Below are 21,311 nucleotides of genomic sequence, written 5' to 3' on the forward strand. Positions count from 1 at the left end.
CGGGGCGGGCGCGCGGGGGTCAGGCGCCGGCGTTCTGCAGCACGTCGAGCTGTTCGAGGTCGAGCTCGACGTCGACCGCCTCGACGCACTCGAGGTACTGGTCGAACGTGCGCGCCCCGATGATCGGGATCATCGACGGCCATCGCCGCGACATCATCCACGCGAGCACCACCTGGTTGCCCGTCGCGCCGGTCTGCGCCGCCACGTCGTCGACCGCCTTGAGCCGCGCATCGGAGTCCGCGCCCGCGTACTGGTGCATCGCCCAGAAGCGCCGATCGCGCCTCGCCTTGTCGCTGTAGAGGCCCTTGAGCACCGGGGAGTAGGCGACGAGCTGCAGGTCGGCGTAGGTGCGCAGGTAGTCGAGGTGCTCGGTGGTGACGATGCCGGGGTGGTGCAGGTCCGCCCGCGGCCGCAGGTAGCTGTGCTGCTGCTGGAACGCGACGGGCTGCGGCCACCCGTGCGTCTCGCAGATCGCCCGGATCTGGGCGAGGCGCCACGAGGCCGCATTCGACCAGCCGTATGCGCCGATCAGCCCCGCGTCGACCGCGCTCGCGAGGAAGCCGAGCGTCTCCTCGAGGGGCGTCGACCGGTCGTCGACGTGCACGTAGTACAGGTCGACGCTGTCGAGCCCGAGTCGGTCGAGCGACGCGGCCAGCGCGAGCCGGAGCGTGTCCGCGGCGGCACCCACGTACAGCTTGCGCGCGAGGTCCCAGTTCGCGACGCCGTCGTCGAACACGTCGTCGACCGAGCCGAGCATCCCGGACCCCTTGGTCGCGAGCAGCACGTTCGCGCGGGCGCCCGAGACCTGGAGCCAGCGGCCGAGCAGGGCCTCCGAGTGGCCCCCGAGCGAGCCGGGATCCTCCCACCAGCAGTAGCAGTCGGCGGTGTCGATCATGCCCGGCACGGCCGCGCCGTGGGGTGCTGCGAAGCGCGGCACCACCTCGGTGACGTAGTGGTCGAGGATACGGCGGGCCTCCGGCTCGGGGGTGCGGGTGCCCATGAGCATCGCGCCGACGGCGAGCGGCGCGACGTAGGTGTCGGTGAGCCCGATCCGGCGTGCGGCCGCGGGCGCGGGTCCATCGGTCATGATCCGACGCTACGTCCGTGCGCGTCCCGTCGCGCGGTGGCGGGCGCGACGCGACGTCCTTCCGGGCCGCGACGGAGGAGGCTTGAGGCCGCCGCGCGCCGCGCATCGTCCCGCTAGCCTGGCCGTATGCCCTCTCTGCTCGTCCTCGGCGGTACCGCGTGGCTCGGCCGCGAGACCTCGGCGCAGGCCGTCGCGCGCGGCTGGGAGGTCACCTGCCTCGCACGCGGGGTCTCCGGCGTCGTCGCGCCGGGCGCCGACCTCGTCGTGGCCGACCGCGATGCCTCATCCGCGTACCGTGACGTCGCGGGCCGCGACTGGGACGCGGTCGTCGAGGTGAGCTGGCAGCCGCGCCACGTGCGCGAGGCCGCCGAGGCGCTCGAGGGGCGTGCGCTCCACTGGACGTACATCTCCTCGGTGGCGGCCTACGCGCCGACACGGACGGTCGTGGACGAGCACGCCCCGCTGCGCGAGCCGGTGCTGCCCGACGCGGTGGTGGACGGCTCGCAGTACGACGCGGCGAAGGTCCGCTGCGAGCTGGAGACGCTGCGCACGCAGCCCGACGCTCTGCTCGTGCGTGCGGGCGTGATCGTGGGACCCGGCGACCCGACCGAGCGCTTCGCCTACTGGCCGCGCCGCGCCGCGCTCGCGGGCGACGACCCCATGCTCGTGCCCGCGCCGCCCGCCCACCCGCTGCAGCTCATCGACGTGCGCGACCTGGTCGCGTGGAACCTCGACGCGATCGAGGCGGGCGTGACGGGCGCCGTCAACGCGGTAGGCGAGCAGCGCGAGGGCCTCGAGCTCATCGAGCTGGTGCGCGAGGTCGCGGGGGCCCACGGGCCGCTGGTCCGGCCGAGCGCCGACTGGCTGCTCGCGCGAGGCGTGCGGCCCTGGAAGGGTCCCGACTCGCTGCCGCTGTGGGTGCCCGACGACGGCGGGCCCGCGCGGACCGGCTTCCACAGCGCCGCGCGCTTCCGGGAGACCGGCGGCATCCGGCGGCCGTTCATCGAGACGGTCCGCGACGTGCTCGCGGAGGAGCGCGCGCTCGGAGTGGGCCGACCCGGGCTGGCCGGGCTGTCGCGCCAGCGCGAGCTCGCGCTCATCGCGGAGTACGAGCGGGCCTAGCCCTCAGCGCCGCCGCGCCGCCCCGCCGCGCCGCGCACAACCGTGAGGAATTTTGACGCTTCCGGGACTCCTGCGGGCTCACCTATGAGGAATCCTGACGCGTCGCATCGTCCACCGCGGGGATGGCACCGGTCGCCGACCGCTTGCCGGGGCCGAGGTAGAGGATCGTCGAGCCCTTGGCCGGGATGAAGCGCTGGTCCGGCGACAGCAGCCGCAGGCCGCCCGCGGAGTCGATCGCGCCGAGCGGGATCGCGCCCGAGCCGCCCCCCACCCGGTCGACGAGCTCGCGCAGCCCGTACTGGCGCGTGAGGTGCGTCGCATGCACGTGCCAGCCGTCGGCGACACGCTCGTCGAGCGTGGCCAGATCGGTGAAGCCGTCGAAGGCGTACGAGGCGCGGCGCTCGAACGTGAGCGCGCGACGCTCGCCCGTGCCCTCGGCCGGCGGGATCTGGAAGGAGCGATGGAAGCCGTACTCCGTGCCGAGGCTGCGGGCGACGAGGGCGTTGTAGTAGTCGTTGTCGGTCGCGGCGAGGACGTGGCTGACCCCGGCCTCCTCGAGCACCTCGTCCGCATGCTCGGAGAGCACCTCGCCGAAGTACGTGGGCACGCCCGCCATGCGCATCGGCTGGAGGCTCTGGTAGCGGCCGTCGGCGACCAGCACGCCGACCCCCTGCCGGCGCAGCGCCTCCGCGAGCTCGAGCCCGAAGCGGGAGGCGCCCACGAGCAGGAGGCCGTTGCGCGCGCCCGTGGTGAGCCCGAGCCGTCGCGCGAGCGGCGCCAGCGTGAAGCCGTGCGCGACCACCGTGACGAGGATGACGAGGAACACCGTGGGGACCAGCTGGGCGCCGTCCGGGTAGCCGGCGTCCACCATCGCCGGGCCGAACGAGCCCGCCGTCGCCGCGGCCACGATGCCGCGCGGCGCGATCCAGCCCAGCAGGAGCCGGTCCGGCTTGGGCACGTCCGAGCGCAGCGTCACCAGAGCGATCGTGAGCGGCCGCACCACCACCATGAGCACGAGCACGAAGGCGCCGATGCGCCAGTCCAGCTCGGCGAGGTCGCCCGCGTCGAGCGTCGCGGGGATGACGATGAACAGCGAGCTCACGAGGACGATCGTGAGCCCCTCCTTGAAGTGCAGGAGCTGCTCGCGTTCGGGCAGGCGCATGTTGCCGAGCACCAGCCCCATCGCCGTGACGGCGAGCAGGCCCGTCTCGTCCTGCAGGCGGTTGCCCACGCCCGCGACGAGCAGCACCGCGACGAGCAGCAGCGGCGACTTGAGATGCGACTGGACCCAGCCGCGGCGGAACGCGATCCCCACGAGCGCGCCGACCGCCACGCCCATGCCGCCGCCCACGACGACCGCGAAGACGAGCCCCCGCGCGACGGACCCGACGCCGTCGTCCGAGAGCGCGAACAGCTGGAACGTGAGGAACGCGAGGGTGACGCCGATGGGGTCGTTGACGATCCCCTCCCACTTGAGCAGCGACGCCGAGTCGCGGCGCAGCCCGGCCTGCCGCAGGAGCGGCGCGATGACCGTGGGGCCCGTGACGACGAGGATCGCGCCGAGCACGAGCGACACCGGCCAGTCGAAGCCGCCCACCCAGTGCGCCGCGGCCGCGGTGAACGCCATCGCCACCGGCGGGCCGAGCACCGTCAGCCGCCCGATGCCCCGGCGGACGCGGCGGAACTCGGAGAACCGCAGGCTCATGCCGCCCTCGAACAGGATGACCGCGACGCCGATCCCGATGAGCTCGGACAGGTCGTCCTCGGGGATGTCGACGGTGACCAGGCCCGTGAACGGACCCAGGAGGAGGCCGACGGCGATGAGGATGACGATCGCGGGCACGCGCAGGCGCGCGGCGAGCAGCTGTGAGGTCATCCCGGCCACGAGGACTAGGACCACCGATGCGGCGAGCGTCACGTCACGAGACTAGAACCGTCGGGGCGTGGCGGCCGGGTGAGCGCTTCACCGCACGTGACGTGCCGCGACATGCGCAGTGCGCGGACGACCCGCGACGAGGGCCAGCGTGCCGAGCCCGACCAGCGCCGCGGCGAGCGCGCCCAGGCCGCCGACGCGGGCGCCGGTGAGCGACAGCGTCGCGTCGTCGGATCCCGCCGCCGTGGCCGCTGCGGTGGCGCTCGCGGACGGGGTCGAGGTCGGCTCGGCGGTCTCCGGCGTGCCCGCGGGGACCGCCGCGGACTCGACGGCGGCCTCGGTGGTGTCGGTCTCCGCGGGCTCGGGCTCGGGCCCCGTCGCGACCGGCCCCGCCGCGATCGCCACGGGGGCCGCGGCCAGCGGGTCGAGGGTCAGGCCGGTCATCGCGGGCACGAGCGTCGCCGCATAGGTGACGCTGCCGCGAGCCTCGTCGGCCGCGGTGACCTCGTACAGCGCGGTCACCGTGAGGGCCTCCCCGGGGGCGACGGCAGCGGCCGCCGGCAGCACGGCGCCCAGCGAGAGGTCCGAGCCGTCGTCGGTCACCGTCGCGAGCAGGTCGGGCAGCGACAGCGGGCTGTCGTGCCGCACCACGAGCGTGTAGGCGATGGTCTCGCCCGCGTTCGCGAGGCCGTCCCCGTCCGCGTCGTCGAGCGCGCCGGTGACCGTGAGGCCGAAGGCGGGGGTCGCATCGTCCAGCGGGACGGTCGGCAGCGAGAGCACCGCCGGGTGCCACGCGCCGCCGTACCGCACCTCGCCCGTGACGCCCGCGAGGGACAGCACGCCGGAGACGAGGTCCGCGCGGGTGAGCGGGGACGAGGAGGAGCCGGCGCAGACGCCCTCGTCGCCCTCGGCGAGCGCGGTCGCGGCACCGTCGCAGGCGAGCGGGGCGCCCGCCAGGCGGAAGCCGTCGATGGGGACGTCGCTCGCGTTGGTCGCGGTGATGCCGGACAGCGCGACCAGGTCACCGGTCGCGGGCCACGCGACGGGATCGCCGGTGGCACCGTCGGAGAACGATGCGGTCGCGTCGACCGTCAGCGCGAACGCGGGGGTCACGGTCGCGATCGCGGGGGCGGTCGCGGAGGCCGCGGCGGCGGCACCCGATTCGCCCATGGCGCTCACGTCGATGCCGCGCGCGGGCACCTCGCCGCCCACCACCTCGGCCGCGGTGACGGTGTGGCTGCCGACCGCGAACGGGGCGGAGGTGTCGCCGGCGTCGACGAGCGCCGGGCCCGCCCCCGTCATCCCGTCCGACGTGGCGGCGACGTCGCCGACGGGCTCGGTGCCGTCGTTCGTCACGGCGACGGTGTAGTCGACGCGGTCGCCCGCCGCTGCCAGCCCGTCCCCGGTATCGCCGACGAGCTCGACGAGCGTCGCCGACGCGGTCGCGGAGATGGCCGTCACGGGCGCGGGGTCGGCGAGGTCGACGACGGTCGCGGTGACGGAGCCGCGCTGCTCGGCGTGCGCGGGAGGCTCGTCGGTGACGAGGTCGAAGACGGGCGCGAAGGCCGCGGCGTCGCCGCCCGTGGGGATCACCGCGCGGCCGGTCACCGTGAACGTCGTGGTGTTGCTGCCGGAGACCCGCATGCCGTCCGGGGCGTCGATCGTCGCGATCGTGAGGTCCGCCGACGTGAGTGCCGTGATCTCGGTGGTGCTCGTGCCGCCGGTGGTGGTGAGCGTGAACGTGTAGGTGAGCAGGTCGTCCCAGTCGCGGACGCCGTTGCCGTTGTCGTCGCTGTAGCCGGTGTACGTCGCGGCGACGGTCAGCTTGGAGATGGTCGCGCTGCCCACCGCGAGCGGCACGATCGCGGCGACCGCGAGCACCCCCGTCGTGATGGCCGCCGTGCGCATGCGCGGCAGCATTGCCCTCGTGCTCATCAGGTCGTCCCCCTCAGCCCCTCAGCCCGTCAGACCCTCGTGTAACGCCGTTATCGACACGCAGCGGACAAGACTTGAGCAGGGACGATGCGTCAGTCCCAGAAGCCGCGATGGGGCGCGGCGGCCTCCTCCTCGAGCAGCGGGCCGGTGACCTCGATGGTGCGCGAGCCGGCGCCGAGCACGTCGCGGCACGGCAGGGTGAGCGTCGGGTTCTCGTCGTGCGCGCCGGTCATGGCGAGCAGGCCCGTCTCGGCGAGGCCGTAGACGACCGCGCCGATGCCCGACCAGTAGATCGCGCCGGAGCACATCGCGCACGGCTCGCAGCTCGTCACGAGCGTGCAGGCGGCGAGCTCGTCGGCGTCGAGCTGGTTGCTGGCCAGGCGGACCAGGTTGGTCTCGGCGTGGCCGGTCGCGTCGCGATGGGTGACGACGGTGTTCTCGGCTTCGAGGACGATGCGTCCCTCGCGGTCGACGAGGACGGCGCCGAACGGGTGGTTGCCGTGGTCGCGCGCGGCCTGCGAGACGGCGATGGCGCGGCGGAGGTGGTCGAGGTGATCGCTCATGGGGTCAGCCTACGAACCGGCCGCCGGGCCCGCGGCGCACGCGTGTCCGCGCGCAGGCGCGCACCTCGTGTCCGCGTATTTCAACGCGGGCTTGAACAGGCCTAGCAGCGGGCGGCGGGACCGCCCCTCCGGCGGGGCCGTTGAAGCGATTCCTGAAATTCGCGAGCACGACGTGCACGCGAGCGCGCCGCACGGGGCGATTCCGGGCACTCGGCACCTCGCAGGGGGAGCGCGGAGGGATCGGAAGCGGCGGAGAGGCGCGGGCCGGGGAGGGGTCGGGTCAGACCCGCGCGAAGGCCTCGATGTCCTCCTCGAACTCCCCGACCACCTGCTCGGACACGGTCGCCCGCGTGGCGGACACCGCGTCGAGGTAGTGCGCGGTGGTCGGCCCGGCGCCGTCGCCGCCGTCGACGGCCGACTCGAGCGCCGCCTGGTTGGCCCGGCGCGCCGCGAACTCGATGTCCGCCGGCGTGAAGCCCTCGGAGGCGTCCACCACGGCCGAGACGTCGACGTCCGTCGCCGCCGACGGGATGAACCTGCCCCAGATCGCGGTCCGCGCCTCGGCGTCCGGGAGGCCGATCGGGATGACGTAGTCGAAGCGGCCGTGGCGCAGGAACGCCGAGTCGAGCGAGCGGATGAAGTTGGTGGCGCACACGAGCAGCCGGTCGGGGCGCTCGCGGAACGCGGGGATGAGCTTGAGCAGCTCGTTCGTCACGCCCTGGAGGGGCGACGGCGGGTCGCCCCGGCGGTGCGAGGCGATCTCCTCGACCTCGTCGATGAGCACCACCGCGTGCTCGAGCTCCGCGATCCGGTGGAACGTGTCGCGCAGCGCCCCGGCGAGCCCGGCGGGGTCCGCGGCGAGGCGCGACGGGAACACCTCGACGAACGACCAGTCGAGGCGCGACGCGATCGCCTTGGCGAACGTGGTCTTGCCGGTGCCGGGCGGGCCGAACATCACCACCGCGCGCGGCGGCGCCACGCCGAAGCGGTCCGCCAGCGCCGGCTCGGCGAGGGGCAGCACGAGGCGCTTCTCGATGAGGTCCTTCTCGCGGCGCATGCCCGCGACGCCGTCCCACAGCCCGCGCGGCAGCACCCGGCCGCCGAGCTCCTCGAGCAGCGCCATCTCCTCGCGCTGCACGCGGATCCGACGCTCGAGGTAGCGGACCGCCTTCTTCTCGGCGAAGCCGGCGTCGCGAAAGGCGTCGAGGTGCGTCTGCTCCGCCGGGACGAGGGCGGACAGCGTGCTGGGCCCGGCCTCCGCGACGCGGGTCTCGACCGCCGCGAGCAGGCCCGGCCCGATGCCCTTCCCGTGCCACGCATCGTCCACCCCGTGGAACACGATCCACGCCTGGTTGTGGGCGCGGCGCGCGACGGCCGCCCCGACGATCTCGTCCTGCACGGTCGCGACCACCGCGATGTCCTCCGCCGCGGAGGTGAGCACCTCCGCCAGCGCGTAGACCGGCTCGACGCCGGCGGCGCGGGACTGCTCCCACAGCCTCACCACGGACTCGAGGTCCTCGGCGTGGGCGTCACGGATTCGCCAGGTGGGCATGGCGGCCTCCTCGCACGTCGTCGTACCGGGGACGCTCCGACGCTACCCCAGGGGGGTATGCGCGGGCGAGGGGTCGGGGCCCGCGCTTGCCCGCACCCCAGGAAGCGGCCAGGGTGGACGCATGGCGCCGCCCGCATCGTCCGGACCCAAGGCCCTCGTCGCGATGCTCCACGTGGGCGCCGTCGCGGCGAGCCTGTCCTTCCTCTCCTTCGGGGTGCACGACTGGTTCGGCGGCGACCTGCCCGTCGCGAGCCCGCTGAGGAGGACGCTCGTCGGCGTCCTCGCGGTGGTCTACCTCGTGCGCCTGCTCGTCACGCAGTACGTGATGGTGAAGCGGCCGTTCCCGTGGTCGGAGGCGCTCGCGGTCGGGCCGTGGGTGGTGGTGCTGCAGCTGACGATGGCGTGGTTCGGCGGCATCGAGCAGGCGCCGGTCGACTGGATCGTGTGGTGCGGCGTGCTCCTCTACGTGCTCGGGTCGTGGCTCAACACCTGGTCGGAGGAGCAGCGGCGGCGGTTCAAGCGGGACCCCGCGCACCGCGGCGTGCTCTACACGGGCGGGCTGTTCTCGCTGGTGATCCACCCGAACTACCTCGGGGACGTGGTGCTGTTCGCCGGCTTCGCGATGGTCGCCGGGGGCTGGTGGCCGCTGCTCGCGCCGGTGCTCATGGCGGCGATGTTCGCGTTCATGCACATCCCGCGGCTCGATGCGCATCTCGAGGACCACTACGGCGACGCCTTCCGCGCGTACGCCTGGGCGACCAAGCGGCTGTTCCCGTTCGTGTGGTGACGGCGCGCGCCCGTGGCGCGGCCCGCCGTAGGCTGTCGGGGACAGTCCGCGACCCAAGGAGCGACCATGACGCTGCCCACGATCACCCGCGACGCGAACGGCGCGCCGAGCATCGACTTCACCGGTGCCGAGAAGCCCGAGGGGCTCGTGGTGGAGGTCCACGAGGCCGGTGACGGCCCTGCCGTGTCCGAGGGCCAGCACATCACCGTCCACTACAGCGGCTGGCTGTGGGACGGCGCGAAGTTCGACTCGTCGTGGGACCGCGGCGAGTCCATCTCGTTCCCCATCGCGTACGGCTCGCTCATCGACGGCTGGGTCGACGGGATCGTCGGGCAGCCGGTCGGCTCGAAGCTGCTGCTCGTGGTGCCGCCGGAGTCCGGCTACGGCTTCCGTCCCATGGGCCCGATCCCGGCGGGCTCGACGCTCGTCTTCACGGTGGACGTGCTCGAGGCGCGCTGACGGCGGGCCCTCCGGGTGGCCCTCGCGCGCGGGGGCGCAGGACGCGTGATGCGCGCCCGCGCGCCTCAGCCGACGTCGTGCGTGTCGCGCCGGGTGTGCAGCACGCGGATGACCAGGATGCCCCGCTCGTCGACGCGGTAGAAGAGCCCGTAGGGGAAGTCGCGGATCCGTGCTCGCCTCACGCCCGGCACGCCGTCGACGGGCGGAGCGCCATGCGGGAACATCGCGAGCCTTTCCATCGCGCGATCGAGCTGGCCGAGGAAGCGCCGCTCCAGCTCCTCGTCGATCGCGCGGTAGTGGTCGCGGGTCTCGGTCAGATCGCCGACGGCGAGCTCGGTGAGCCGAATCGTCACTGCTCGGGGTGCAGCTCGGCGCGGACCTGGGCCCAGTCTCGGCTCCGCTCCGGGTCCTGCGCTGCCTCGTCGAGCCCGGCGAGCAGGCGATGCCGCTCCTCGGCGGAGGGGACGTATACGGCTTCACCGAAGTGCGTCCGCAACGCCTCCTGGATCACCTCGGAGCGCGTGCGATGCTCGACGGCTCTGGCGCGCTCGACGATCTCGAAGAGCTCCTCCGGCAGTGTGACGGCGACCTTGCGCACAGCCATGGATCCTCCCGACCCCTGCGGTATGACACAAGCATACCGCTGGCTCGGCTACGGCATGCCGGCGATGTGGAGGGGCATGGCGGGCGCCCCTCGTCGTCGTCAGGGGTTGCGCCGCGGCGCCCCCGGGGTTAACGTACAACCAAATGGTTGTAGAAATTGACCTGTCGGACGCCGAGGTCGACCGGATCTTCCGGGCCCTGGCGGACGCGACGCGCCGCGACATCGTCGAGCGCGTCCTCACCGGGGAGCAGTCCGTCAGCGCTCTCGCGGACCGGTACGACATGTCCTTCGCGGCGGTGCAGAAGCACGTCGCGGTGCTCGAGAGGGCGGGACTCGTGTCCAAGCAGAACCGCGGCCGCGAGCGGCTGGTCCGCGGCAATCCCGACGCCATCCGCAGGGTCCAGGCCCTGCTCGACCGGTACGAGCAGCTGTGGCGCGCTCGCATCGACCGGCTCGACGCGCTGCTCGCGCAGCCCGAGCCCCCGTCCCCACCTGCTCCAGAACAGGAGTGAGCCATGCCCATCACGTCCGTCACCAAGGATCCCGAGGCCCTCACCATGACGGTGACCGCCGACTTCGCGGTCCCCGTCCAGCGCCTCTGGGATGCGTTCGCAGACCCGCGCGAGCTCGAGCGCTTCTGGGGTCCTCCCACGTATCCGGCCACGTTCTACCGCCATGACATGACGGCGGGCGGCCGCTCGCAGTACGAGATGCACGGCCCGGACGGCGACGTCTCCGCCGGCTACTGGGAGTTCCTCGCGGTCGACGCCCCGCACTCCTTCGAGGTGCTCGACGGCTTCGCGCTCGAGGACGGCACGCCCAACCCCGACATGCCGACCATGCGCATGACCTTCGCCTTCTCCGCGACGCCGGAGGGGTCGCGCGTCGAGAGCACCACGTGGTTCAACAGCGCCGACGAGCTCGAGCAGCTGCTCGCCATGGGCATGGAGGAGGGCATGCGCGCGGCCATGGGCCAGATGGACGCGATGCTCGCCGACCTCGAGGCCTTCGCGGCCGGCCGCGGCACGGTTCCGCAGATCCTCTCCGACACCCAGGTGCGCGTGAGCCGGGTCATCCGCGGCACGGTGGACCAGGTGTGGCGCGCCCACCACGAGCCCGAGCTGCTCAAGCGCTGGATGCTCGGGCCCGACGGCTGGAGCATGCCGGTCGCCATCGCCGCCGAGAACCTGGGCGACTCCTACCGCTTCGAGTGGGCGCCCGATCCCGGCGGGCCCGCGGACGGCGCCCCGCCGTTCGGCTTCGAGGGGGAGCTGCTCGAGTCGAACCCGCCGCACCGCGAGGTCACCTCGGAGCGGATGATCGGCATGGAGGGGCCGGGCACCACCAACGAGCTCACCCTGACACCGCGCCAGGACGGCACCACGCTGCTCACGGTGGTCATCACGTATCCCACCAAGGAGCTGCGCGACATCGTGCTCGGCACCGGCATGGCCGACGGCATGGAGACCAGCTACGCGCGGCTCGAGGCCGAGCTCGTGGGGGTGTGACGCCGCGCCACCACCACGGTCGCGTCGAGCTCCTCGTCGCGCTCGACCGTCGCCTCGAGGCCCTCGTCGCCCGCCGCACGCGCGGTGAGCTCGACGAGGGCCTCGCTCGTCTCCACGATCGCGACCCCGCCCGGCCGGAGCAGCCGCGACGATGCGGCGAGCACGCCGCGCTGCAGCGCGGTCCCGTCCGCGCCGCCGTCGAGCGCGAGCGTCGGCTCGTGGTCGCGGGCCTCGCGCGGCATCAGGGGGATCTCGGCCGTCGGCACGTAGGGCGGGCAGGAGGCGACGACGTCCACCGTTCCCGCCAGCGCGCCGAGCGCCGCGTCCAGGTCGGAGAGCAGGGACGATGCGTCGAACCGGGCGAGCGTCGACGCCGAGACGGCGACCGCGGTCGGGTCGACGTCGGCGGCGACGATGCGCAGGTCCGGGCGGGCATGCGCGACCGCCGCGGCGATGGCCCCGGTCCCACAGCAGAGGTCGACCACGAGACCACCGTGCGGCGCGAGGGCGATCGCGAGGCTCGCCACGAGCTCGGTGCGCCGGCGCGGCACGAACATGCCCGGCGCCACGGGGATCCGCAGGCCCGCGAAGCCGGCCCAGCCGAGCACGTGCTCGAGCGGCTCGCCCGCGATCCGACGCGACAGCAGCCGCGCCGTCCGGCCCTCGTCGCCGCCGCCGGCCTCGGCGATCAGCCGCGCCTCGTCCTCGGCGAACACGCAGCCCGCCGCGCGCAGCCGCGCCACCGCATCGTTCCCCGTCACGTTCGCACGCTACCGCTCGGGTGGCGCTCCCGGCCGGAGCGTGGACACTGGAAGGCATGGACCCGGACCAGATCGATCCCGCCGGCGAGGGACGTGTGCTGTCGCCGGACGACGGCGACTACCTGCGCTTCGAGCGTGCGGTCGCCCAGCCGCCCGCCGAGGTGTGGGCGGCCCTCACGGACCCCGACCGCACCGCGGCGTGGGCCTTCCGCACCGAGTTCGAGCCCCGCGCCGGCGGCACGGTGACGACCTTCGACGGCGGCGCCGGCGAGGTGCTCGCGTGGGACGAGCCCCACGCGCTCGAATACGCGTGGGACGGTCCGGGCGGGCGATGGCAGGTGCGCATCGCGATCGCCGAGCACGGAGACGGAGCCTTCGTCACCTTCGACCACGTGGGCCCCGACCCGAACAGCCCCGACATCGCCGCGGGCTGGCACTGGCACCTCGACCGGCTCGAGCTGCACCTCTCGGGCGGCACGCCGCCCGAGGTGGACTCGGACCCGCACTTCGAGGAGCTGCAGCGCCTCTACTCCCACGCCGAGGGCTGAGCCGCTCCCGGGCTCAGTCCAGCCGGGCGTGCGCGAAGGCGCGCACCGACGCCCACACGGCCGCGGCCGCGAACGCGACCGCGATCGCGAGCGACATCGGCCCGATCGCCGCGGCCTCCTCGGGGCCGCCCGCTCCGGCCCACATCGCAGGGGCGACGTACGGGACCCAGGCGCCGAGTCCGACCATCGCGAGGATCTGGCTCGCCGCCGTCACGCCGACGATCGCGCCCGCGGCACCCAGGTAGCCCCGGGTGAGCACGGCGATCCCGCCGAAGCCCAGCGCGAGCGCGGCCATGAGGAGGCCGGCCAGCCACACGCGGACCAGTTGGCCCGCCACCGCTGCGGTGAGCGCCGCCGGATCCACGAGCGCGAGCACCGCGGCGGTGAGCGCCACCGCCACGGTGAGGGACGCGGCGGCCCACGCGGCAACGACCACGAGCTTCGCGCGGGCGATCTCCGCGCGGCCGACGGGCAGCGCGAAGAGCGAGCCGACCGTCCGGTCCGCCCACTCGCGGCCCACGAGCCAGGCGACCGCGAAGCCCACGCCGATGAGCGCGACCACGCTCACGACCTGGCCCGCGAGGCCCGCGACGGTCTCGCCGAAGGGCCCCTCCCGGTACGGTGCGAGCTTCGCCGCGGACGGGCCCGCCGCATCGGCCGACCGGGCGAGCACCACCATGCCCACGGACATCAGCGGGGGGAAGGCGGCCAGCAGCACGGTCGCGAGCCGCGCCGTGAGCGAGCGCGAGAACGTCGCGACCTGGAGGGCGAGCGCGATCCTCATGCGGGAGCCTCCTGACGAGCGAGGGCATCCTCGCGGTGGTCCGCGTCCCACGCGCGCACCATCTCGAAGAAGCGATGCTCGAGGTCCGCATGCCCGGGCTCGAGGGCGCCCACGACGCGACCCGCATGCACCACGGTGATGCGGTGGGCGATGCGCGACACCTCGTCGAGGTGATGGCTGGAGACGAGCACGCCCGCGCCCCTGGCGGCCGCCGCCACGATGACGTCGCGCAGCAGCAGCACCCCGGCGGGGTCGAGCGCGTTGGTGGGCTCGTCGAGGATGAGGACGTCGGGGTCGTGCGCGGCCGCACAGGCGAGGCCCAGCCGCTGGCGGTTGCCCAGCGACAGCCCACGCGCCCGGCGTGCGGCCCACGGCCCGAGCTCGAGACGCGCGATCCACGACGACGCCGCGCTCACGGCCGCGTGGCGGTCGAGCCCGTGCAGGCGGGCGGCATGGACGATGTTGTCGCGGACGGTGAGCTCGGGGTACCCGAACGGCTGGTCGATGACGAAGCCGAGCCGCGCGAACGTCACGGGGCCGGCGGACGCGGCCGGGGCGCCGAGGATCGTCGCGGCGCCCGAGTCGAGCCGCGTGTGCCCGACGAGCGCCTTCATCGCGGTGGTCTTGCCGGCGCCGTTGAGGCCGACGATCGCGTGGATCTCGCCCGCCTCCACCGCGAGGGTGAGGCCGTCGAGCGCCCGCAGCCCGCCGTAGACGCGCACGGCGTCGCGAAGCTCGAGGGCGGTCATGGCGTCGCCCCGGCGAATGCGGCGACCGGAGCGTCGGCGAGGCTGGGCACCACGGTGGTCATCGCCTCGGCGACGAGCGCGCCGATGGTGCGGCTCGTGCCCTCGAGCGCCCAGGAGAACAGGACGGTGGTGACGGCGGCGAGGCAGGCCGCGGCGGCGACGCGCATCTCCCGCTCGGCTCGGGGGCCCGCGGCGGCCTCGACGATCGCCCGCTCGGTCGCGGCGGAGTTCGCGGCCATGCCCGCCTGGAGCTCGGGCTCCCGCGCCGCGATCGCGATACCGCGGCGCGCGGACGCGGTGGGCTCCTGGTCGAGCAGCGGCACGAGCGACAGCAGCCCCCGCGCGACGCGCTCGATGGCGGGGAGGTCCACGGGCTGAGCGGCCACCGCGGCGGCGATGACGGGGTCGAAGGGGTCGTCGAGGAGCACCCGCTCCTTGGTGGGGAAGTGGCGGAAGAACGTCATGTGGCTGACGCCGGCGGCGGTCGCGATCTCCTCGACCGTGACCGCGCGGTAGCCGCGCTGCTCGAACAGGTCGAGCGCGGCGGACTGGAGGCGGGCGCGGGTGGCCTCGGCGCGGGTGGTCATGCCTCTAGTGTTAGTCACTAACATCTAGTGCGCAACCCGCGGGGGCGATAGCGTGCCCGAATGGGTGACTACCAGGTGCTGGAGATGGGCGGCCTCGAGGACTGGCGGGGCTATCACGGCGGCTTCCAGCCGCACACGCTGCGCGACGGCCGGCGCGTGGTGGACCACGAGATCGCGATGCAGTACATCGGCATGACGGCCAACGCGTTCGTGCCTGGCGAGGAGGCCGGCTACTGGCACACGCACGACGCGATCGAGGAGCTCTACGTCTTCCTCGCCGGTCGCGGCCAGATGGCGCTCGACGACGAGATCGTCGACGTGGGTCCCGGCACCGCGGTGCGCGTGGGCCAGGGCGTGTGGCGGACCTGGAGGTGCGTGCCCGACAGCGCCGAGCCGATGCGGTGGTTCTGCATCCGCGCGGGCGGCGGCGAGCTGCCGCACCTGCCCGACGACGCGACGCGCGACGAGGACCGCCCGTCGCCCTGGTGACGACGGGCGGCCCTGCGGACGATGTCGCGGGGGCGGGGGCGGGGGCGGGGGCGGGGGCGGGGGCGGGTTCGGGGTCAGGCCGGGGCGAGGGCCGGGGCCGGTGCGGCCTCGGCCGCGGGCGCCGTCGCCAGCTCGGCACGTCGCGACGGCAGCAGCGTCGCGATGCCGGTGGTGGCCGCGAGGATCGCGGCACCCCACAGCACCGCGGTCCGTGCCGCGTCGGTGTAGCCGGTGGGCGTGAGCTCGCCGCCCACGCCCGTGAACACCGCGGTGAGCACCGCGATGCCGAGCGCGACGCCGATCTCGCGGACGGTGGCGTTGGTGCCCGACGCCTTGGCGTGGTCCTCGTCGCGCATGTGCGCGAGCACCGCGGTGGCGAGCGGGGCGAAGACCAGGCCCATGCCCACGCCGCACGCGACGAATCCCGGCACGAGCTCGCCGTAGGCGACGGCCGGGTCGAGCGTGAGGCCGATCCACGCGAGGCCCCCGGACTGGAGCGCGACCCCCGTCGTCACGAGCGCGCGGATGCCGACGCGCGGCGCGACGATGCCGGTGAGCGGGGCCACGACGAGCGGCGCCATGGTCCACGGCATCGTCATCGCGCCCGCCTCGAGGGGCGACCTCCCCTGCACCACCTGCAGGAACTGGATGAGGATGAACACCGCGCCGAAGATGCCGATCGAGAACATCAGGCCCACCGCGTTCGCGACGGAGAACGAGCGGTCGCGGAACAGCCCGAGCGGCAGCAGCGGGTCGCGGGTGCGGCCCTCCCACGCGAGGAAGGCGAGCAGCAGGACGGCGCCGCCGACGAGCGCGGCGAGCACCTGGGGCGAGGTCCATCCCGCATCGTTCCCGCGCACGATCCCGAAGACCAGGCCGAACACGGCCGCCATGCCCAGCCCGAGGCCGACGAGGTCGAGGCGCACGCGGTCGCCGCGGGTCTCCGCGAGGAACGCTCGGATCAGCACGAGCGCGAGGACCCCGACCGGCACGTTGAGCCAGAAGATCGCGTGCCAGGTGAGGCCCTCGACCACGGCGCCGCCGACGAGCGGGCCCACCGCGACGCCGAGGCCGGCGACACCGCCCCAGATGCCGATCGCGAGCGGTCGCATCCGCGCGGAGACGTTGGTGGACAGGATCGCGAGCGACAGCGGCATGAGCGCCGCGCCGCCGATGCCCTGGAGCACGCGGGCGGCGATGAGCGCCTCCGCGGTCGGGGCGAGCGCGCACAGGATCGATGCGACGGTGAACAGCGCGACGCCGCCGGAGAACACCCGGCGGCGGCCGAAGCGGTCGCCGAGCGCGACCGCCATGAGGATCATGCTCGCGAAGGCGAGCGAGTAGCCGTTGATGAACCACTGGAGCTGCTCGAGCGAGGCGTCGAGGTCGACGGCGAGGACGGGCAGCGCGTTGGTGACGACGAGGTTGTCGAGGCTCGCCATGAAGGCGGGGATCGACGCCGCGAGCACCACGAGGCCCACGGAAGTCCGGCGTGACGTGGTTGACATGTTCCCTCCCGGGGATGGCGGTGGGGCCGGGGCGGGCGGGGCGCCGCCTCCGAGCCGTGAGTAATCAATTGATTACTACACTTCGACACGCTAGTAATCGCTTGATAACATGTCAACATGAACACCGTGGAAGGCCGTCTGAGCAGCGACGACAGACGCGAGCAGATCCTCGCCGCCGCGACGATCGTGTTCGGCGACCGGGGCTACGCGGGCGGCACCACCGACGCGATCGCCAAGCAGGCCGGGATCTCGCAGGCGTACGTGGTGCGGATGTTCGGCTCGAAGGAGAACCTCTTCCTCGAGGTCTCCCGCCGCGCCACCGGGCGGCTCCGCGTCGCGTTCCGCGACATCATCGCCGGCTTCACCGGCGAGGAGACCAACCTCGAGCGCCAGGTGGCGCTCGGGCGCGCGTACGGCCAGCTCGTCGCCGACCGCGGGATCCTCCTCACGCTGCTGCACCTCTTCGGGCTGGGTCAGGACCCCGTCTTCGGTCCCGAGGCGCGCGGTTGCTTCCTCGACGTCTACCGGATCGTCCGTGACGAGGCCGGGTTCTCCGCCGAGGAGGCCACCGAGTTCTTCGCGCGCGGCATGCTCAACACGATCCTGCTCGCGCTCCGCATGCCCGACCTCAAGGACGATCCGCGGGCCTTCGAGCTGCTGAGCTCCTCGATGGGGGAGCAGTGCGAGACGATCCTCGCGAGCTTCGAGGCGCAGGCCTCAGCCGCCGGCTGACCCCTCCGCCGGAGCGAGCGGCAGGGTGATGCGGACCGTCGTGCCGTCGCCCTCGACCGAGTCGACCTCGAGCGCGCCGCCGTGCACGGCCACGATCGCGGCCGTGATCGCGAGACCCAGGCCCGACCCGCCGGTCGCGCGGGCGCGCGACTGGTCGCCGCGCACGAACCGCTCGGTCGCGCGACCGGCCACGTCGGGGGCCATGCCGGGGCCGTCGTCCACGACCTCGACCCGGGCCGCCGCATCGTCCCGCCGCACGCGCACCGTGACGTTGTCGCCGCCGTGCACGGCCGCGTTGGTGACGACGTTGATGATCGCCTGACGCAGGCGGTCGGGGTCGCCCTCGATGGTGACGGCCTCGGGCGCGTCCAGCGCGAACGTCACGCCCTCGCGGGCGGCCGTCGCGTCGCGCACGACCTCCTCGCACACGTGCGCGAGGTCGAGGCGGATGGGCGTCAGCTGCGGCTCCGCGTCGTAGCGCGCGAGCTCCAGCATGTCCTCCACCAGCCTGCGCATGCGGCCGGCCTCGGCCTCGGTGCGGGTCCACGCGTCGGCCACGTCCTCGTCGCGCGCGAGCGCGCCGCGGCGGTACAGCTCCGCGTAGCCGAGGACCGTCGTGAGGGGCGTGCGCAGCTCGTGCGAGGCGTCCGCGACGAACTCGCGCAGGCGGGCCTCCGAGCGCGCGCGCTCGTCGAGGGCGTCGGTGAGCGTGTCGACCATGGTGTTGAGGGACGAGGCGAGCTCGCCGGACTCGCTGCCCTGGCCCGCTCCCTCGAGACGGACGTCGAGGTCGCCGGTGGCGATCTGCTTGGAGGCGTCGACCATGCGCCGCATCGGGTTGACCCCGAGCGAGATGACGAACCAGCCCACGACGGCGAGGCCGCCGAGGATGGCCACGAGGCCCAGCCCCTCGATGAGGACGAGGCGGCGGGTGGTGGCCTCGACGTCGTCCATCGGCAGCGCCGTGATGTCGGCGCCGAAGCTCGTGGCCCGCGCGAGCACGCGGTACTGCCCGTCGCCGTCCGAGGCCGGCACGGTCAGGTACGCGGAGCCGCTCGTGGGCATCGTCACGTCGTCGAAGGCCGGCGACGTGTTGGCCGCGTCGACGGTGTTGGGCGTGTAGAAGACGTAGCAGTTGCCGGCGAGGTCGACGAAGCCTCTGAAGACGTCCGAGGGGCGGTCGCCGTCGGTCTCCGTCGCGTCCTCGTCGCCGGACCCGCACTCGAGCGCGAGCCGCGGCTCCCCGCGCCCGCCGATGGTCTCGGAGGACGATGCGAGGCGGTCGTCGAGCTGACCGACCAGGAAGGTGTGGGTCACCACGGTGACGATGAGCGCGATGCCGACGGCGATCGCCGCGATCGCGCCGAGGCCGATCAGGACACGGGAGCGAAGCGTCAGCCCGGCGCGGGCCGTCACGACACCCTCAGCGTGTAGCCCACCCCACGGACCGTGTGGATGAGCTTGGGCTCCTGGGTGTCGACCTTGCGGCGCACGTAGCCGATGTAGGTCTCGACGACGCCCGGGTCGTCGTCGCGCGAGTAGCCCCACACGCCCTCGAGCAGCTGGCCGCGCGACAGCACGCGGCCGGTGTTCTGCATGAGGTGGCGCAGCAGGTTGTACTCCGTGGGGGAGAGCTGGATCTCCTCGCCGCCGCGGGTCACGCGGTGGGCCACGTCGTCGAGCTCGAGGTCCGCGACGCGGTACACGTCGGAGGCGCTGGGCGCGCGCTCGACGCGGCGCGACACCGCCTCGACCCGCGCGACCAGCTCGTCGAGGTTGAACGGCTTCTGGAGGTAGTCGTCGCCGCCGATGGTGAGGCCCTCGACCTTGTCCTTCGCGCTGTCGCGCGCGGTGAGGAAGATGATCGGCGTGCGGTCGCCCGACTCTCGCAGGCGGCGCGTCACGGCGAAGCCGTCGAGCCCGGGCATCATCACGTCGAGCACGATGAGGTCGGGGCGCAGCTCGCGTACGGCCTTGAGGCCGGCCTGGCCGTCGCTCGCGTCCATGACCTCGTAGCCCTCGTAGCGGAGGGCGGCACAGAGCATCATGCGGAGGTTGTCCTCGTCGTCGACCACGAGGATGCGTCGTTCAGCCATGGCCCCAGTATCCCCGCACAACCTCACGGTTTGCTGGGAGGACCCTGGGCGTGGGCCTCGAGCCCGGTCCCCAGGAACCCCCGTGCTCCCTCTCAGCGTCCTCCCAGGTGGCGCAGGTTAACTCGAGGTGAACATCGGCCAGGACGCCGGTCCGACGCCCCATAACCGAGAGGTCACCATGCCCTACTACGCCTTCATCGCCGCGGATCTCATCGCCGTCGCGCTCCTCGTCTTCGGCCTGTACTTCCCGCGCCACCGGCGTCGCGACCTCATCGTGGCGTTCCTGTCGATCAACGTCGGCGTCATGGGCGTCACCTACGCGATGACCAACGCCGACATCTCGCTCGGCTTCGGCATGGGCATCTTCGCGGTGCTGTCGATCATCCGCCTGCGCTCCACCGAGATGGACCACGCCGAGATCGCCTACTACTTCACGGCGATCGCGCTCGGCCTCCTCGGCGGCTTCCCCGCGCTGTCGCCCTCGCTGAGCTTCACCCTCATGGCGGTGCTCCTCGGCGTCATCCTGGTCGGCGACAACCCGCGGCTCTTCGCGCGCAGCCGTCAGCAGCAGATGGTCCTCGACCAGGCCTTCACCACGGAGGAGGACGCGCGCAACCACCTCGCGCTCCTGCTGGGCGCCCGCATCGACCGCGTCAACATCCGCAAGGTCGACCTGCTCAACGAGTCCACCGTGGTCGACGTCCGCTACACGCTCGACGCGGCGGTCGACACCCCGTTCGACGACCGCATCGTCGCCCGGGGCGCGAACGCCGAGGTGACGCGATGATCTCGTGGGAGGAGCGCCTCGCGGCGCTGCCGGCGGTGAGCCTGCCCGAGCTCGAGGCCGAGGCCGCCCTGCTCACCCGGGTCGACCGCAAGTACATCGTGTCGCCTGCGGTGTGGGCCGACGTGCTCGGCTCGGTCGACGGGCTGCGGGCCCTCGAGATCGACGGCGAGCGGGCCTTCGGGTACGCGTCCGTCTACTACGACACCCCGGAGCTCGAGTCCTACCGCGATGCCGCCCGGCGCCGCCCGTCCCGCTACAAGGTGCGCACCCGCGAGTACCTCGACACCGGCGGCCGTGCGATCGAGGTGAAGCTGCGGTCCGCGAAGGGCGAGACGGTGAAGCACCGCGAGTGGATCGGCGCCGACGTGGCCCGCGGCCGCGAGCTCGACGGCGAGGCGCGCGACTTCGTCGCGACGTTCCCCGAGGTCGGGACCGCGGTCGAGCGGCTCAGCCCCGTGCTCACCACCCGCTACCGCCGATCGACCCTGGTCGCCGCCGGCGCCCGCGTCACGATCGACCGTGACGTCGTCGGCATCGGCACCGACGGCGAGCGCATCGGCTTCGGCGGCGCCCTCATCGTCGAGACCAAGTCCTCCCTGCGGGCGGGCGACGTCGACCGCGCGCTGTGGGCGCGCGGCGTGCGCCCCGCCCGCGTCTCCAAGTACTGCACCACGCTCGCCGCGCTGCAGCCCGGGCTCCCGGCCAACCGCTGGTCCCGCACGCTGCGCCGACACCTGACCCCCGCTGCCGCGCTCGCGGCCTGACCCTGAGAGGCGTTCC

At 73.6% G+C, this 21,311-nt stretch carries 24 protein-coding genes; 10 read left to right on the top strand and 14 right to left on the bottom strand.

Annotated elements, in window-relative coordinates; genetic code table 11:
• Nucleotides 1-19: 19 nt before the first annotated feature.
• Entirely contained in the window at nucleotides 20-1,087 is a 1,068-nt protein-coding gene (locus QQX09_RS04900) for an aldo/keto reductase (RefSeq protein ID WP_301131646.1), read from the bottom strand.
• A 126-nt stretch (nucleotides 1,088-1,213) separates the two neighbouring features.
• On the opposite strand from QQX09_RS04900, the gene QQX09_RS04905 reads away from it, so the two are divergent.
• Nucleotides 1,214-2,209: an NAD-dependent epimerase/dehydratase family protein gene (locus QQX09_RS04905; RefSeq protein ID WP_301131647.1), complete on the top strand. Its 996-nt coding sequence runs from the start codon at nucleotides 1,214-1,216 to the stop codon at nucleotides 2,207-2,209.
• Between the two features lie 82 nt (nucleotides 2,210-2,291).
• On the opposite strand, the gene QQX09_RS04910 is transcribed toward QQX09_RS04905, so the two are convergent.
• The 4 genes from QQX09_RS04910 to QQX09_RS04925 form a co-directional block, all read right to left on the bottom strand.
• Complete coding sequence (locus QQX09_RS04910) at nucleotides 2,292-4,127, bottom strand: cation:proton antiporter (RefSeq protein WP_301131648.1); 1,836 nt, start codon at nucleotides 4,125-4,127, stop codon at nucleotides 2,292-2,294.
• 45 nt (nucleotides 4,128-4,172) lie between these two features.
• Nucleotides 4,173-6,017, bottom strand: a complete 1,845-nt coding sequence (locus QQX09_RS04915) for a CLIPPER-2 domain-containing protein (protein ID WP_301131649.1) — start codon at nucleotides 6,015-6,017, stop codon at nucleotides 4,173-4,175.
• A 92-nt stretch (nucleotides 6,018-6,109) separates the two neighbouring features.
• A complete protein-coding gene (locus QQX09_RS04920; protein ID WP_301131650.1) occupies nucleotides 6,110-6,580 on the bottom strand; it encodes a nucleoside deaminase in 471 nt (156 codons plus the stop codon).
• Nucleotides 6,581-6,860: 280 nt separating this feature from the next.
• The gene (locus QQX09_RS04925) at nucleotides 6,861-8,132 is read right to left on the bottom strand and encodes an ATP-binding protein (protein ID WP_301131651.1); all 1,272 of its coding nucleotides are present in this window, start codon (nucleotides 8,130-8,132) and stop codon (nucleotides 6,861-6,863) included.
• Nucleotides 8,133-8,253: 121 nt separating this feature from the next.
• Here QQX09_RS04925 and QQX09_RS04930 point away from each other — a divergent pair, with 121 nt between their 5' ends.
• Together QQX09_RS04930 and QQX09_RS04935 are read left to right on the top strand one after the other, a co-directional pair.
• Nucleotides 8,254-8,919 (top strand): methyltransferase family protein, encoded by a 666-nt coding sequence (locus tag QQX09_RS04930; protein ID WP_301131652.1) that lies wholly within the window; start codon nucleotides 8,254-8,256, stop codon nucleotides 8,917-8,919.
• Nucleotides 8,920-8,985: 66 nt separating this feature from the next.
• Nucleotides 8,986-9,378 carry an FKBP-type peptidyl-prolyl cis-trans isomerase gene (locus QQX09_RS04935; RefSeq protein ID WP_301131653.1) on the top strand — a complete coding sequence of 131 codons (393 nt, stop codon included), beginning with the start codon at nucleotides 8,986-8,988 and terminating at the stop codon, nucleotides 9,376-9,378.
• A gap of 65 nt (nucleotides 9,379-9,443) precedes the next feature.
• On the opposite strand, the gene QQX09_RS04940 is transcribed toward QQX09_RS04935, so the two are convergent.
• A complete protein-coding gene (locus QQX09_RS04940; protein WP_301131654.1) occupies nucleotides 9,444-9,731 on the bottom strand; it encodes a type II toxin-antitoxin system RelE/ParE family toxin in 288 nt (95 codons plus the stop codon).
• The gene (locus QQX09_RS04945) at nucleotides 9,728-9,982 is read right to left on the bottom strand and encodes a ribbon-helix-helix protein, CopG family (protein WP_301131655.1); all 255 of its coding nucleotides are present in this window, start codon (nucleotides 9,980-9,982) and stop codon (nucleotides 9,728-9,730) included. The genes QQX09_RS04940 and QQX09_RS04945 overlap by 4 nt, the downstream gene beginning before the upstream one ends.
• A 143-nt stretch (nucleotides 9,983-10,125) precedes the next feature.
• Here QQX09_RS04945 and QQX09_RS04950 point away from each other — a divergent pair, with 143 nt between their 5' ends.
• Both QQX09_RS04950 and QQX09_RS04955 read left to right on the top strand, forming a co-directional pair.
• The gene (locus QQX09_RS04950; protein ID WP_301131656.1) at nucleotides 10,126-10,494 is read left to right on the top strand and encodes an ArsR/SmtB family transcription factor; all 369 of its coding nucleotides are present in this window, start codon (nucleotides 10,126-10,128) and stop codon (nucleotides 10,492-10,494) included.
• A 3-nt stretch (nucleotides 10,495-10,497) separates the two neighbouring features.
• Nucleotides 10,498-11,490: an SRPBCC family protein gene (locus QQX09_RS04955; RefSeq protein WP_301131657.1), complete on the top strand. Its 993-nt coding sequence runs from the start codon at nucleotides 10,498-10,500 to the stop codon at nucleotides 11,488-11,490.
• Here the strand turns inward: QQX09_RS04955 and QQX09_RS04960 are convergent.
• Nucleotides 11,454-12,251 (bottom strand): putative protein N(5)-glutamine methyltransferase, encoded by a 798-nt coding sequence (locus QQX09_RS04960; protein WP_301131658.1) that lies wholly within the window; start codon nucleotides 12,249-12,251, stop codon nucleotides 11,454-11,456. The two genes, QQX09_RS04955 and QQX09_RS04960, sit on opposite strands and share 37 nt — an antisense overlap.
• A gap of 56 nt (nucleotides 12,252-12,307) precedes the next feature.
• Between QQX09_RS04960 and QQX09_RS04965 the strand changes: the two genes are divergently transcribed.
• Nucleotides 12,308-12,799, top strand: coding sequence for an SRPBCC family protein (locus tag QQX09_RS04965; RefSeq protein ID WP_301131659.1), 492 nt, complete (start codon nucleotides 12,308-12,310; stop codon nucleotides 12,797-12,799).
• A 13-nt stretch (nucleotides 12,800-12,812) separates the two neighbouring features.
• Here QQX09_RS04965 and QQX09_RS04970 read toward each other — a convergent pair whose 3' ends face one another.
• Genes QQX09_RS04970 through QQX09_RS04980 form a run of 3 tightly spaced genes read right to left on the bottom strand, consistent with a single transcriptional unit; the run spans nucleotide 12,813 to nucleotide 14,919 of the window.
• Complete coding sequence (locus QQX09_RS04970; RefSeq protein WP_301131660.1) at nucleotides 12,813-13,583, bottom strand: ABC transporter permease; 771 nt, start codon at nucleotides 13,581-13,583, stop codon at nucleotides 12,813-12,815.
• Nucleotides 13,580-14,332 carry an ABC transporter ATP-binding protein gene (locus QQX09_RS04975; protein WP_301131661.1) on the bottom strand — a complete coding sequence of 251 codons (753 nt, stop codon included), beginning with the start codon at nucleotides 14,330-14,332 and terminating at the stop codon, nucleotides 13,580-13,582. The genes QQX09_RS04970 and QQX09_RS04975 overlap by 4 nt, the downstream gene beginning before the upstream one ends.
• Nucleotides 14,329-14,919, bottom strand: a complete 591-nt coding sequence (locus QQX09_RS04980; protein ID WP_301131662.1) for a TetR/AcrR family transcriptional regulator — start codon at nucleotides 14,917-14,919, stop codon at nucleotides 14,329-14,331. Before QQX09_RS04980 ends, QQX09_RS04975 begins: the two co-directional genes overlap by 4 nt.
• 60 nt (nucleotides 14,920-14,979) lie before the next feature.
• Between QQX09_RS04980 and QQX09_RS04985 the strand changes: the two genes are divergently transcribed.
• Entirely contained in the window at nucleotides 14,980-15,408 is a 429-nt protein-coding gene (locus tag QQX09_RS04985; RefSeq protein ID WP_301131663.1) for a cupin domain-containing protein, read from the top strand.
• 74 nt (nucleotides 15,409-15,482) lie between these two features.
• Here the strand turns inward: QQX09_RS04985 and QQX09_RS04990 are convergent, their stop codons facing one another.
• Nucleotides 15,483-16,916, bottom strand: a complete 1,434-nt coding sequence (locus tag QQX09_RS04990; protein WP_301131664.1) for a DHA2 family efflux MFS transporter permease subunit — start codon at nucleotides 16,914-16,916, stop codon at nucleotides 15,483-15,485.
• A 117-nt stretch (nucleotides 16,917-17,033) separates the two neighbouring features.
• Between QQX09_RS04990 and QQX09_RS04995 the strand changes: the two genes are divergently transcribed.
• The gene (locus QQX09_RS04995; RefSeq protein ID WP_301131665.1) at nucleotides 17,034-17,648 is read left to right on the top strand and encodes a TetR/AcrR family transcriptional regulator; all 615 of its coding nucleotides are present in this window, start codon (nucleotides 17,034-17,036) and stop codon (nucleotides 17,646-17,648) included.
• On the opposite strand, the gene QQX09_RS05000 is transcribed toward QQX09_RS04995, so the two are convergent.
• Both QQX09_RS05000 and QQX09_RS05005 read right to left on the bottom strand, forming a co-directional pair.
• On the bottom strand, nucleotides 17,634-19,064 hold the full coding sequence (locus tag QQX09_RS05000; protein ID WP_301131666.1) for a sensor histidine kinase: 1,431 nt from the start codon (nucleotides 19,062-19,064) through the stop codon (nucleotides 17,634-17,636). The two genes, QQX09_RS04995 and QQX09_RS05000, sit on opposite strands and share 15 nt — an antisense overlap.
• The gene (locus QQX09_RS05005) at nucleotides 19,061-19,744 is read right to left on the bottom strand and encodes a response regulator transcription factor (protein WP_301131667.1); all 684 of its coding nucleotides are present in this window, start codon (nucleotides 19,742-19,744) and stop codon (nucleotides 19,061-19,063) included. Before QQX09_RS05005 ends, QQX09_RS05000 begins: the two co-directional genes overlap by 4 nt.
• Before the next feature lie 178 nt (nucleotides 19,745-19,922).
• Here QQX09_RS05005 and QQX09_RS05010 point away from each other — a divergent pair, with 178 nt between their 5' ends.
• Both QQX09_RS05010 and QQX09_RS05015 read left to right on the top strand, forming a co-directional pair.
• Nucleotides 19,923-20,531 carry a DUF4956 domain-containing protein gene (locus tag QQX09_RS05010; protein ID WP_301131668.1) on the top strand — a complete coding sequence of 203 codons (609 nt, stop codon included), beginning with the start codon at nucleotides 19,923-19,925 and terminating at the stop codon, nucleotides 20,529-20,531.
• Nucleotides 20,528-21,295 (top strand): polyphosphate polymerase domain-containing protein, encoded by a 768-nt coding sequence (locus QQX09_RS05015; RefSeq protein ID WP_301131669.1) that lies wholly within the window; start codon nucleotides 20,528-20,530, stop codon nucleotides 21,293-21,295. Before QQX09_RS05010 ends, QQX09_RS05015 begins: the two co-directional genes overlap by 4 nt.
• Nucleotides 21,296-21,311 lie beyond the last annotated feature (16 nt).

The organism is Demequina litoralis (genome assembly GCF_030418455.1).
Classification (GTDB): domain Bacteria; phylum Actinomycetota; class Actinomycetes; order Actinomycetales; family Demequinaceae; genus Demequina; species Demequina litoralis.